11 protein-coding genes and 3 pseudogenes are annotated in these 12236 nt (G+C 39.6%); 7 read left to right on the top strand and 7 right to left on the bottom strand.

Annotated features, from left to right (window positions below; translation table 11 throughout):
- A pseudogene (locus tag DNJ75_RS07380) lies at positions 1 to 397 on the bottom strand (IS1634 family transposase); the annotation flags it as partial.
- A 110-nt stretch (positions 398 to 507) separates the two neighbouring features.
- Here DNJ75_RS07380 and tnpA point away from each other — a divergent pair.
- Positions 508 to 939, top strand: a complete 432-nt coding sequence (gene tnpA, locus DNJ75_RS07385) for an IS200/IS605 family transposase (protein ID WP_117002809.1) — start codon at positions 508 to 510, stop codon at positions 937 to 939.
- Between the two features lie 65 nt (positions 940 to 1004).
- Here the strand turns inward: tnpA and DNJ75_RS07390 are convergent.
- A pseudogene (locus DNJ75_RS07390) lies at positions 1005 to 1328 on the bottom strand (IS1634 family transposase); the annotation flags it as partial.
- 196 nt (positions 1329 to 1524) lie between these two features.
- Here DNJ75_RS07390 and DNJ75_RS07395 point away from each other — a divergent pair.
- A pseudogene (locus DNJ75_RS07395) lies at positions 1525 to 1935 on the top strand (Tn3 family transposase); the annotation flags it as partial.
- Positions 1932 to 2636, top strand: a complete 705-nt coding sequence (locus tag DNJ75_RS07400; protein WP_117002812.1) for a tyrosine-type recombinase/integrase — start codon at positions 1932 to 1934, stop codon at positions 2634 to 2636. The pseudogene DNJ75_RS07395 and the gene DNJ75_RS07400, both read left to right, overlap by 4 nt.
- Positions 2637 to 2914: 278 nt before the next feature.
- Here the strand turns inward: DNJ75_RS07400 and ppk2 are convergent, their stop codons facing one another.
- On the bottom strand, positions 2915 to 3733 hold the full coding sequence (ppk2, locus tag DNJ75_RS07405) for a polyphosphate kinase 2 (RefSeq protein WP_117002857.1): 819 nt from the start codon (positions 3731 to 3733) through the stop codon (positions 2915 to 2917).
- A 159-nt stretch (positions 3734 to 3892) separates the two neighbouring features.
- Here ppk2 and rfaD point away from each other — a divergent pair, with 159 nt between their 5' ends.
- Genes rfaD through DNJ75_RS07420 form a run of 3 tightly spaced genes read left to right on the top strand, consistent with a single transcriptional unit; the run spans position 3893 to position 7048 of the window.
- Positions 3893 to 4876, top strand: coding sequence for an ADP-glyceromanno-heptose 6-epimerase (gene rfaD, locus DNJ75_RS07410; protein WP_117002813.1), 984 nt, complete (start codon positions 3893 to 3895; stop codon positions 4874 to 4876).
- Between the two features lie 19 nt (positions 4877 to 4895).
- Entirely contained in the window at positions 4896 to 6170 is a 1275-nt protein-coding gene (gene waaA, locus DNJ75_RS07415) for a lipid IV(A) 3-deoxy-D-manno-octulosonic acid transferase (protein WP_117002814.1), read from the top strand.
- Positions 6164 to 7048 (top strand): polyprenyl synthetase family protein, encoded by an 885-nt coding sequence (locus tag DNJ75_RS07420; protein ID WP_117002815.1) that lies wholly within the window; start codon positions 6164 to 6166, stop codon positions 7046 to 7048. The genes waaA and DNJ75_RS07420 overlap by 7 nt, the downstream gene beginning before the upstream one ends.
- Before the next feature lie 3 nt (positions 7049 to 7051).
- On the opposite strand, the gene DNJ75_RS07425 is transcribed toward DNJ75_RS07420, so the two are convergent.
- Genes DNJ75_RS07425 through greA form a run of 3 tightly spaced genes read right to left on the bottom strand, consistent with a single transcriptional unit; the run spans position 7052 to position 9285 of the window.
- A complete protein-coding gene (locus DNJ75_RS07425; RefSeq protein WP_157968257.1) occupies positions 7052 to 7837 on the bottom strand; it encodes a helix-turn-helix transcriptional regulator in 786 nt (261 codons plus the stop codon).
- Between the two features lie 58 nt (positions 7838 to 7895).
- Entirely contained in the window at positions 7896 to 8789 is an 894-nt protein-coding gene (locus DNJ75_RS07430; RefSeq protein ID WP_117002817.1) for a DMT family transporter, read from the bottom strand.
- A 16-nt stretch (positions 8790 to 8805) separates the two neighbouring features.
- On the bottom strand, positions 8806 to 9285 hold the full coding sequence (gene greA, locus DNJ75_RS07435) for a transcription elongation factor GreA (RefSeq protein ID WP_117002818.1): 480 nt from the start codon (positions 9283 to 9285) through the stop codon (positions 8806 to 8808).
- A 290-nt stretch (positions 9286 to 9575) separates the two neighbouring features.
- On the opposite strand from greA, the gene DNJ75_RS07440 reads away from it, so the two are divergent.
- Positions 9576 to 10967 carry a D-alanyl-D-alanine carboxypeptidase family protein gene (locus tag DNJ75_RS07440; RefSeq protein ID WP_117002819.1) on the top strand — a complete coding sequence of 464 codons (1392 nt, stop codon included), beginning with the start codon at positions 9576 to 9578 and terminating at the stop codon, positions 10965 to 10967.
- Here the strand turns inward: DNJ75_RS07440 and DNJ75_RS07445 are convergent.
- A complete protein-coding gene (locus tag DNJ75_RS07445) occupies positions 10964 to 12220 on the bottom strand; it encodes a glutamate-5-semialdehyde dehydrogenase (RefSeq protein WP_117002820.1) in 1257 nt (418 codons plus the stop codon). The two genes, DNJ75_RS07440 and DNJ75_RS07445, sit on opposite strands and share 4 nt — an antisense overlap.
- Positions 12221 to 12236 lie beyond the last annotated feature (16 nt).

The following is a 12236-nucleotide window of genomic DNA, read 5'->3' on the forward strand; positions in this document are numbered from 1 at the left end:
TGGTTAAATCATAAAGCGTCACAATTTCCTCAAATTCAAACCATGTTTTCTCTCTTTGGTATAAGGCTTCTTCAATGGCATCTTTAGACTTTAACAGAACATCCGAAATACGATACAGGCGATTCTTGTGTAAGGTGCTAAAATCAGTCTGTAGCACCTCATCTAGTGCGCTTTTGGTTTTTAAAACTTCACACGTCCTCACCTCACTGGCAGGGTACAATGTGCGCGCTAAAATCGTGGCTAGCGCATCTTGACATTCGCTATTAGATAAACCGCATGTACTTAGAATCTGTGGCAAATGTAGGTCTTGCGCTGCTTTGTGGACAAGGCTTTCGGCACCAATACTTTTAATATCAAAGGATTCAACAGAGGAAATATCTACTTGCTCATAGTGTGATTAAATATGGTAAACCCCCAGCTATGCTGGGGTGACTCTCAAAGGTTTGACCGTTGAGGCGGTCGTAATATCCTTTTGTTTGGATCAACAGACAAAAGGAAAAAGAACCAATGAGAGACTACAAAAGTTTGTCGCATACAAAATGGGATTGCAAGTACCATGTTGTATTCATTCCGAAGCGACGCAAGAAGGTTATTTATGGGTCATTAAGAAAATATTTGGGCAAACTACTGCATGAGTTAGCTCAAATGAAAGGTGTTGAAATAGTTGAGGGTCATTTGATGCGTGATCATGTGCATATGTGTTTAAGTATTCCGCCAAAATATTCAGTCTCTAATGTTGTGGGTTTTATGAAGGGGAAAAGTGCCATTCAAATAGCAAGACAGTATATGGGCAAAAAGAGGAATTTCACGGGCGAGAATTTTTGGGCACGAGGCTATTTTGTATCAACAGTTGGTTTGGATGAGGAAGTTGTAAAGCAGTACATCCGAAATCAAGAAAAAGAGGATGAACACTATGAGCAACTGACACTTGGTCTATAGCGCTTTGAGCACTTCATCTTTATCAGCCCCTTAGTGGGGCTAACAAAAATAAGCCCCCGGCTCTGCCGGTGGTAATTTAACTCTGTTGGTGTTGTATTAAATAACGCTTCACCGTGCTTTTTAATCACAAGAGCGCTTAAGCGACGTGCTTCTGCTTCGATATGATCATCAACATTCAATAGCGCATGCTCAGCGCCATGGAGTAAGTCTTTAACGCGATCGGTTAACAATGTCCATTCTGACTCATCAATGGCAGTATAGCTACTGCCTAGATTTAAGAGTGTAATTTGGCGCACCTTGCCGCTTGCCATGCGCATCGTTTCAACTAAACGATAGCTGTAGTAGGTGACATCAGCGATGGTGCGTGTTTTTGTTTTGCGTATGTACATAAATCATGCAGCGATATTTTGTATTGAGCTGACTCTATCAGAGTTTGCAAGCATAAGCAATAGCAAATACAGACATTATGGCACTACAAAAGTGATTTTGACATAAAATGAACGTAGGAATAAGGGTTTGAGTGGCATCAAATTGCAAAAAAAGTTTGATTTGAATGCTTTGTAATCAAAAATTTACCAACTTGGGTATAAAGCATTATCAGAGTTAGGTAGAGTTATTAAAACAATATTCTTATGTGAATATCTCATGGATGAGTCAATGCGTCAGGAGATTCAAGAGGGCTTGAATGTTGTTGAGCTTTGGAATGGTGTCAGCAAATATATTTTTTATGGAAAAACAGGTGAAATTACCTCAAATAATGAAAAGGTTCAGAACCTATCTGTTAAATCACTACACCTGACACAATTATCAATGGTCTATATTAATACGATAATGATTCAGCAAATTCTAGTTGAATATAATTTAATAGGCAAATTAACCGAAGAAGATAAACGCGCCTTAACACCATTGATATACGAGCATGTTAATCCTTATGGACTATTTCCTTTAGATTTAGAAAAGAGATTGCCATATATACAATATGAGGTAGCAGCATGAGTGAGAAAATATCAGCTAAAAAAATGGCAGTTAAAATTGCTAAACTATTAAAGCCACAACAACCCAACTATGATTATTTGCGCGATGTCTTTAAATTTGTACGCCAAGATTTAAACATTGAAGTCACGACTAAAACTAAACAGCTTCCTTATGTCCCAACAGAGGATGAAATTAAAAAAATATATCAAGTGATATGGGATACGAAGGATCCAAAACATATTCTTATCACTAAAGTCTTTTTATATACAGGCGTTCGAGTCAGCGAGCTTGTGAAAATCAAATTAGCCGACGTCGATCTAAATCAATGTCGTATCAGAATAAATCAAGGCAAGGGCAAAAAAGATCGAATGGTGCCTTTCCCCCAAAAGTTTAAAGAAGCCCTTGTAATTCATATGGAGCAATATAAAAAAGAAAATCGTATCTATCTCTTTGAATCAGGATTTCATCGACATTATTCTGACCGAGGGATTAGAAGAATGTTTATGCGTTATACAGAAGAAGCTAAATTAGCACATTCAATCTCGCCACATAAACTTAGGCATTTTTTATTCACGTGGTTAAAAAAACAGAATATTGATGATGCCTTTATTCAACCGTATTCAGGTCACTCAAAACGTGAATCTTTAGAAATATACTCAAAGCTATCATTAGCAGATGCACAAGGGAAGTATGATGATGTTATTGGGGACTTTCCTGTATGAAATTACCCCAGACTGACCCACAGCGCAAGTTCCGGAGCAATAGGCCATTAAGGATGGTGAGTTGTTTGTTTAAGCTATATTGCATCAGTCCTAAGCTCTAATAACATACTTCAGCCTAAACCCCTATAATCATTTGACTGGCATTGCCATAGCTCTATGTGGTGATATAGCAGCTCATCAACAGCAAATTCTTACAAAATTCGGGAAAGCTCAGTTCTTAAAGATAGCGTCATTACTGTTATTAACTGGAGTTATGAACTGTTAAACAGAAACTTAGGTTACTCTGGATAAATCTCACTCGCCAAGCCAACAATCAGTGGATCAGGTTTAATCGCAATATTCATATCTTTATTTTTGTAATCCAGACGTGATAGCACAAAGCGCATCGCATTGATACGTGCACGTTTTTTGTCATCTGATTTAATCACCGTCCAAGGAGCAAGCTCAGTATCGGTATGCAAAAACATACTTTCTTTGGCTTCGGTGTAATCATTCCATTTATCCATACTTGCTTTATCAATCGGACTTAGCTTCCATTGCTTTAGTGGATGCACGGCACGTGATTGGAAGCGTCTTTTTTGCTCTTTTTGACTAACTGAAAACCAGAATTTAAACAGCTTAATCCCACTTTGCACCAACATTTTTTCAAGATCTGGCGCTTGTGTTAGAAATAGTTGATATTGCTCAGGGGTACAAAATCCCATCACCTTTTCAACACCCGCGCGGTTATACCACGATCTATCAAAAAGAACGATCTCACCAGAGGTTGGCAAGTGGCGGATATAACGCTGAAAATACCACTGCCCCTGCTCACGCTCAGATGGCTTCTCTAATGCCACAACGCGCGCACCCCGCGGGTTAAGATGCTCCATCATCCGCTTAATTGTACCCCCTTTGCCTGCTGCATCACGTCCTTCAAATATAATCAGCACCTTCTGACCTGTTGATCTTACCCACTGTTGCATCTTCAAAAGCTCAATTTGTAATTGTGTTTTCTGCTGCTCGTAGACCTTTCTTGGCATTTTTTCCTGATAAGGGTAAATATTCTCAGTAAAGAGTTTACGACGATTTAATAAATCAAGTGAAATGTCGGTCATATCCATGTGCTTTGCTATCTATACATATCCTCATTGTAGCGCTAAAGAGAATAACTACAAGTCAGCATCTGGCGCCCATAAAAGTTAATCACAGAAATTACAGCCAACTTGCGTTTTTTTTGTTAGAATTGCCGTCGTTTTAACACATGGAGCAAATCAATGGTTATTGTTACAGGTGGCGCCGGATTCATTGGCGCAAATATTATTAAGCAGCTTAACCTACGCGGACATGAAGATATTCTCGTTGTTGATAACCTAAAAGACGGGCATAAATTTATCAATTTAGTTGATTATGAAATTGCAGATTATTGTGATCAAACACCTTTTTTACAAGCGATTGAGTCTGATTTAGCTTATTACACACCAAACGCGGGCTTAAAGATTAATCCTAATGATATTACTGCCATCATCCACCAAGGAGCGTGCTCAGCGACAACTGAATGGAATGGTCAATATGTGATGGAGAACAACTACGAATACAGTAAGATCCTTTTGCATTTTGCGATGCGCCACAAGATTCCATTTATTTATGCCTCTAGTGCTGCTACATATGGCAATAACACAACCTTTATTGAAGAGCGCCAATATGAGAAACCGGTGAATGTTTATGGTTACTCTAAATTCTTATTTGATCAATACGTTCGCAAGTTTTTGCCGCATGCGCAAAGCCAAATCGTTGGCTTAAAATACTTCAATGTCTATGGACCACACGAGACACACAAAGGCTCAATGGCAAGTGTTGCATATCACCATTACAATCAATTTAAAGCGCATAAAAAAGTTAAACTATTTGATGCCTATGATGGTTTTGCCGCAGGTCAGCAAATGCGTGATTTCGTTTATGTCGAAGATGCTGCCAAGGTTAATCTATGGTTTTTGGATCACCCGCAAGTCTCTGGTATCTTTAATTGTGGCACGGGCAAAGCTGAACCTTTTAACAACATCGCTCATGCTGTCATTGATTTTTACAAAGAAGGCAAGATCGAGTATATCGAGTTTCCAGAGCATCTTAAGGGACACTATCAAAGTTACACTGAAGCCAACTTAGACAAATTGCGTGAAGCAGGTTGCGATGTTAATTTCAGAGATGTCAAAACAGGTGTTACGGATTACTTACAATGGCTTGAAAAACATAATAAATAAAATAAATAAATAATAAAATATGATCTATACACTCATTCGCCTAACTTACAGCCTATTATTTTGTTTAGGTTTACCCTTTATCAGTATCAAAAAATTAATTCGCAGTCGCAAAAACAAAGGCTATCGCCAAAGAGTGCGTGAGCGCTTTGGCTTTACTCCCTTTAAGACAGACGAAAGTATTTGGATTCACTCAGTCTCTATGGGTGAGAGTATTGCTATCGCGCCTTTGGTAAAAAAACTTGCCTTAAGCTACCCACATAAAACCTTTGTGATCACAACGATGACGCCAACAGGAAGTGCGCAGGTGCAAAAGCTTTATAAAGACTTTGGCAATATCAAACACAGTTATATCCCCTATGATATCCCCTGCTTATTAAAGCGCTTTATCAAACGCACTAACCCTAAGCTCTGTATTATCATGGAAACAGAGATTTGGCCAAACTTACTTGCACAATGCGAAAAACACCATATTCCAAGCATTTTAATCAATGCACGTTTATCACAAAAATCAGCGACAGGTTACGCCAAGATTGGTTTTATTATGCGTCACATGCTTAAACAAATTAGTCATATCAGCGCACAATCTGATGATGATGCGATTCGTTTTATAGCACTTGGTATGCCCCAAGATAAAATAAGCGTTGATGGCAATATCAAATATGACTTTCCAATTGCGGATGATCTTCTTGAAAATGCCCAAAGTTTACGCCAACGTTTTGCAAAACAGCATATCTGGATTGCCGCAAGTACGCATCAAGGTGAAGATGAGATTATTCTTGAAACGCATCGAAAGTTATTACAAACAACACCTGATGCATTGTTGATTTTAGTGCCGAGACACCCTGAGCGCTTTAATCAAGTCGCTGAATTAATTAAAACACACAAGTTTAATTACAGCTATAGAAGTCTAGATCAATACCATCATAACGATGATGTCTATCTAGGAGACACCATGGGTGAGATGATGCTGTTATATGCCGCAAGTGATATTGCTTTTGTTGGTGGCAGTTTTGTTAATAATGGTGGGCATAATATGCTTGAGCCCGCTGCTCTTGCTAAGCCTGTTTTATCGGGCCCATCGGTATTTAATTTCGCTTTAGTTGCCAAGAAATTACAAAATCAGCACGCTTTAACTTTAGTCAATAATAGTGATGAATTAGCCAAGCAATTACAGAGACTCTTTAACAACCCGCAATTAGCAGCATCCCAAGGCAATGCGGCATTAACGGTTTTTCAACAAAACAAAGGCGCACTTGATAAACAGTTCTCAATCATTAAAGGATTTTTATGCTAAGCAAATTCATACAAATAAAGGATGATTTTGAAGACTTTGCCAAGGACTATTTCTTAGCGCAATCCATTCAAAGCCCACGTTTGAAAGAAGCGATGGCATATAGCTTTCTTAATGGTGGCAAGCGTATTCGTGCCATATTGAGCTTCTTAAGTGGTGCCTGTTTTAACTGTGATCCGCATAACATCAAACATATTGCTTTGGCACTAGAGGCAATCCACGCTTACTCATTGATTCATGACGACCTACCGGCAATGGATGATGATGATTTGCGTCGTGGCAAACCGACATGTCATATTCAATTTGATGAAGCCACTGCCATTTTAGCAGGTGATGCGTTGCAGACACTCGCATTTCAGGCTTTAAGTGAATTAAAAGCTATTGATATTAAACAACTGCAAAAAGCGCTTTTTATGTTGGCAACACATGCAGGCAGCCAAGGTATGGTCGATGGTCAGCAATTAGATATTGATGCTGAGGGTCAAACTCAAGATATCACGAGCATTGAGACAATACACCGCTTAAAAACAGGTAAGCTTTTAACCGCTGCAGTTGTATTGCCTTTTATTGCTTCACCTTATTACACGGATCAAACCGTTGAAAAACACCTTATTGCATTTAGTCAATGTATTGGCTTAGCCTTTCAAGTCAAAGACGATTTGCTTGAAGTAACTTCTGACACGGCGACTTTAGGCAAAAACAATATGAGTGATCTTAAGCTCAATAAGTCAACCTACCCTTCTTTATTAGGTGTTGAAAAGACGCAACAATTACTGGATAAGTTATTTACTCAATCCATGGCGCATCTGCAACAAATCAAAGGGCATGACACAACATCGTTAGCCCAACTGGCTGAATATATTATTAGGCGCACGCATTAGTCATTACTCTATATAGCTGGTAATAATCCGCGCTAGACTAATCAGTTGATTCTTATTCTGACAATTCAGTTTCTCACACAAACTGGCAATACTGCCCTGAACTGAGCGATAGGAACGCCCCGCATGCATCGCAATCTCTTTCGCCGTGGCACCGGTTGCAATAAAGCGCAAATACTCGACATTCAAATCTGTCAATTTCAAGCGCTGCTGTAAATTTTGAGGTAAACGCACGATATCAGGCATCACCATACCATCACTAAAGTCCTTAATCTCAATTAAGGTGTGAAATCGCACCACACTCATCAATAGATCAATACAGTCTGTCAAGCACTGATAAAGCTTGGTTTTATCCTCAAATGTTAGCTGATTGAAATAATCGGCATTGATATCAAAGGAGAAATGATCCGTATAATTGTGATAACACCTCACAATATACAGCACGATATTATGCGCATCTTGAGTGATAAGCTTATGTTTCATCTGATCACAGGTTAGTTCATCATAGCTAAATACTTTAAATACATTGGTTTGCTTAGGGATGATTGAGGGGTCATAACGCCATAAACCAAGCTCAAGATAGGGCTTAATCAACGCTTTAGTAAAGCTTGTGATCATCGCATATTGATTTGCCTCAAAACGCCGTACCCACGTTAAGGTACTAATCGTATCCTCACAAATAATATCTAAAATTTGCCTGATAATCGCCGCATTAGTGGCACTATCATAGAGCATCGCTTCAAGGTCTTCTTCTTGTACCTTTAATAATGACGAAATGGTGTGTTTTTTCATAAACTGAAATTCATTTTCAGTGTCCATGTGACCAAGTATAGCTTACTGATGAGTAATGTCAGCTTGCATTTGCGCGACTTTGTCGCTTTAACAGGCTTAATATTGGCTCAACAGCAATAGATAATAAGATCAACAAGCAAGCGAATATCATATTGATGCTAATATGGTCGCCCATAATGATAACACCAAGCAAGCTGCCAAATAGCGGCACAAGATAGTTCGATAATGAGCAAAACCCAGCGCCTGCACGTTTAATTAAACTGACATACAGCACATAAACTAATCCAGAGCAAAACACACCTAAGATAATCGATGCAATAAAAGGATGTAACGCGAAGTGCATACCTTGCAACGAGCCATTGCCAAGGTTTATACCAAGCATAATTATCGTACCAATGATGAACGCGTCACGTGATAGCAAAAACGCATCTTCATTGGGTAAGCTTCTGATAATAATTAACGCACTGGCAAATGATAACGCGCCAAGCATAATCGCTAATTGTGGCAATAATGCGCTTGATAACCCTGTTGTCATTAAATCAGGCGCAAATAAAACCAATAAACCAATAAAACCAATGAGCATGCCGACAAACTTAGCCTTTGTTGCGCGCTCAACACGCGTTAATAACACTAAGATAATGGTAAAAAACGGAATCGTGCCCATCAAAATCGATGCCATACTGCCTGAAACAGATTGTTGCCCCCACATCACCAAAGTAAATGGAATCACCACTTCAAGCATACCAATTGCTGCAACTTTAGACCATGTTTTAAGGTCTCTTTTATAGCGCTTTCTTTTGGCAACCAAACAAAAGACAATCAAAAAAACTGCGGCATAAAATGTTCGTAATAAAGCAAGCTGCTCAGGCGTGTAACTGGCTAACGAGAAGTCGATTAAAACAAACTGACCACCCCAGATAACCCCGATAAATAACAGTAAAATATAATTCATTGCTAACGATCACACCTTATCGATATTCAACCGTCACAATTTCATAATCAACCACACCTGAAGGCGTTGCGATATTGGCTTCGTCACCCTCTTCTTTGCCAATGAGCCCACGCGCTAATGGTGAGCTTAATGAAATTTTATTGTATTTGATATCCGCTTCATCTTCGCCGACGATTTGATAGGTTATTTCTTCATCACTATTAATATTTATCAAGGTAACCGTCGCACCAAAGATCACTTTGCCATTATTAGTCATGTTAGCAATATCAATCACTTGCGCATTGCTAAGTTTGCCTTCAAGCTCTTGAATGCGCCCTTCGATAAAGCTCTGCTGCTCACGTGCGGCATGATACTCGGCATTTTCTTTTAAATCACCGTGCTCACGTGCTTCAGCGATTGCAGCAATCACCTTTGGGCGCTGAACACTTTTTAAATCTTGTAACTCTGCTTTTAACGCCGCTTCACCGGCAACAGTCATTGGAATTCGTACTGCCATTTTTATCCTTAATTCTTTTATCTTTTAGTCTTTACTTTTAAATGTAAACAATAAAAAACGCCCAGCATGCAACATGCCAGGCATTGTTCAACTCTTTTACTCATCTTTTACTCACTGGCATGTATTATACCGAAGCGTGCTTTGTTTGCAATTTCTAAAATGTCTATCCATCGGATCAAAATCAATCGCTAAGTTTCGCCGTATTTATGTTTAAAAGACTTTTAAGATCAGTATAATGACTGCATTGAAATATCATTATAAATTCAAACGTCAACATAATAGGTAATAACATGTTTACTATTAAAAAAATCTCTTTGATTGCAGCATCCTCTATCACTTTACTAGCCACGCAACTGTCATTTGCTCAAGATGCAGTAAAAGCACAAACAGCAGAAAAAACACAATCAACACAAGTAGTGCAACCCGCGGCACAAAATGAACCTAATACTTATGGCGCAACATCAGTTAATTATATGGGTGTGCCACTTAATGCCTATGGTGCTGTTTCATCAAGCGCCAATGTTCCACTTGAAGTGCAAGTGCCACCTGCACCTGCGGATTTAGTACTACCGAATATTACACCTGCAACTGCGATCTGGCACAATCAAGTTGTCACACCACCTATGCTTAATGTCAAAAGCTATCTACTGATTGATGCTAAGACAGGTAATATCTTAGCTGAGAAAAATGCCAACATGCGTATTGCACCTGCCTCTTTAACCAAGATGATGCTCCTTTATATCGTGGAGCAGAAGCTAGCTGCAGGAAGTATTAAGCTTGATCAAAAAGTACAAGTTCCTGCCATTGCTTGGCATACCGCAGGATCAAGCATGCATTTAAAAGCAGCTCAAGAAGTGACTATCCAAGACTTACTAGAAGGCACCATTGTTGCCTCAGGTAATGATGCTGCAGTCACCTTAGCAATGACGCTTGCCGGTACACAAGAAGGTTTCGTCAATATTATGAACTTCACAGCGAAGAAACTAGGCATGAATAACACGCATTTTAGTGATGTTATGGGTTTACCAGCCCCTAACTTATACACGACAGCGCGTGACTTGTCTGTTCTTGCGCAACATATTATTTATGACTACCCGCAATACTATCATTACTACAAAATGTCTAGTGTTAGCATGAATGGTTTTGTTACCCGTAATTACAACAAATTATTAGATATTTATCCTTATGCTGATGGTATCAAGACAGGCTCAACAGACTCTGCGGGTTACTCGCTGGTTTCTTCAGCAGTGAAGCCTGATCATGATCGCTTAATCTCTGTAGTTATTGGTTCAACCAGCCTTTTGCAAAGCGCTCGTGATAGCCAGACATTACTAGAGTATGGTTTTTCTAACTTCCAGACGAAAACGTTCTATCCAGCTAATTACGCCTTAGGCAATATCCGCATTTACAAAGGCGAGAGTGACACCGTCGATATCGGTGTGCAAAAACCCGTAGCAATTAGCTTCCCAAGCTATATCGATGCCAAAGATATTCAGTTTGTATTACACAAGAACCCTAAAGGTCTTGTTGCACCAGTTACAGCAGGCACTAATGCTGGAAGTGTAGATATGGTTTACAAAGGCAAAACCATTGAGACATTCCCAGTGGTTGCATTAAAAGATGATGGAACTGGCTCATTATGGCAACGCATTAAGGGCACTGTGTCCTTGTGGTTTGCTTAAGTACGTACACTGCCATTACTCATTACTTGATATTTAAACGTGGTTAGTTGTTTGATGCCTACAGGTCCTCGGGCGTGAAGTTTGCCTGTTGAAATTCCAATCTCAGCGCCCATGCCAAATTCTCCACCATCTGAGAATTGCGTTGAGGTGTTATGCATCACGACGGCACTATCAACATTCTGCATGAAAAATTGCGCAGCTGTTTGATCTTCGGTTAGAATCGCATCGGTGTGATGCGAGCCATAATGATTAATGTGTACAACCGCTGCAGCAACATCATCAACATACTTGATTGAGACGATACTGTCTAAATACTCCGTTGACCAATCAGACTCTGTTGCTTTTTCATATTGTGAAAATTGCTGCCATAAATCCTGATCAAGGCGCAGCGCACACCCTGCTTTATCCAATGCGGTTAATAGCGCGTCAATATCCTCTATTGGCAACTGTCGATCCAATAAAATCGTCTCTGTTGCACCACAAATGCCAGGGCGACGCATTTTGGCATTAACACACACATTAAGCACTTTGCGTAAATCCACTGCATGATGAACATAGGTGTGACATATCCCATCTAAATGCTTAAACAAAGACACTTTACTATGCTTTGTCAGATATTCAATCAGCGCGCGTCCACCGCGTGGCACAACCACATCAATATATTGATCTTGAGCTACCAGATACTCGATGGCGGCTCTTTCCTGAGTTGGCAGGATTTGTACGGCATCACTGGCAATCTCTGACTTTGCCAATCCCATCTGTATTGCGCGCATAATCGCTTGATTTGAATAAAAGCTCTCGCTACCACCTCTTAAAATTGCGGCATTACCTGATTTTAAACACAGTCCAGTTGCATCAACGGTGACATTTGGACGTGACTCGTAAATGACTGCAATGACACCTAGTGGCACACTGACTGCTTTGATATCAAGTCCTGTTGGTCTTTGCACATGTGATAGTACACAGTTAAGTGGGTCAGGTTGTTTTGCAATCTCACGCAGGCCATCACTCATCACGACAATTCGCTCATGCGTTAACAATAAGCGATCAAGCATGGCTTTACTTAAACCTTTTGCCGTTGCATTTTCAATATCCTTGGCATTTCCTTTTAGAATATTATCGGCATTATTCACAATCTCCTCGGCGATTAATAACAACGCTTGATTACGCATATCGTTCGTGCTTGCTGCCAAATGATATGTTGCCTGTTTGGCTTGTTTACACAGTGTTTCTATTGCCTGATATTCATTCATCACTTATCTTAACTCC

It is taken from the genome of Cysteiniphilum litorale (assembly GCF_003428165.1).
Lineage (GTDB): Bacteria > Pseudomonadota > Gammaproteobacteria > Francisellales > Francisellaceae > Caedibacter > Caedibacter litoralis.

Coding starts and splice junctions, on each gene's coding strand:
- tnpA (WP_117002809.1), top strand. CDS start 508: ATGAGAGACTACAAAAGTTTGTCGCATACAAAATGGGATTGCAAGTAC.
- DNJ75_RS07400 (WP_117002812.1), top strand. CDS start 1,932: ATGAGTGAGAAAATATCAGCTAAAAAAATGGCAGTTAAAATTGCTAAA.
- ppk2 (WP_117002857.1), bottom strand. CDS start 3,733: ATGACCGACATTTCACTTGATTTATTAAATCGTCGTAAACTCTTTACT.
- rfaD (WP_117002813.1), top strand. CDS start 3,893: ATGGTTATTGTTACAGGTGGCGCCGGATTCATTGGCGCAAATATTATT.
- waaA (WP_117002814.1), top strand. CDS start 4,896: ATGATCTATACACTCATTCGCCTAACTTACAGCCTATTATTTTGTTTA.
- DNJ75_RS07420 (WP_117002815.1), top strand. CDS start 6,164: ATGCTAAGCAAATTCATACAAATAAAGGATGATTTTGAAGACTTTGCC.
- DNJ75_RS07425 (WP_157968257.1), bottom strand. CDS start 7,837: ATGAAAAAACACACCATTTCGTCATTATTAAAGGTACAAGAAGAAGAC.
- DNJ75_RS07430 (WP_117002817.1), bottom strand. CDS start 8,789: ATGAATTATATTTTACTGTTATTTATCGGGGTTATCTGGGGTGGTCAG.
- greA (WP_117002818.1), bottom strand. CDS start 9,285: ATGGCAGTACGAATTCCAATGACTGTTGCCGGTGAAGCGGCGTTAAAA.
- DNJ75_RS07440 (WP_117002819.1), top strand. CDS start 9,576: ATGTTTACTATTAAAAAAATCTCTTTGATTGCAGCATCCTCTATCACT.
- DNJ75_RS07445 (WP_117002820.1), bottom strand. CDS start 12,220: ATGAATGAATATCAGGCAATAGAAACACTGTGTAAACAAGCCAAACAG.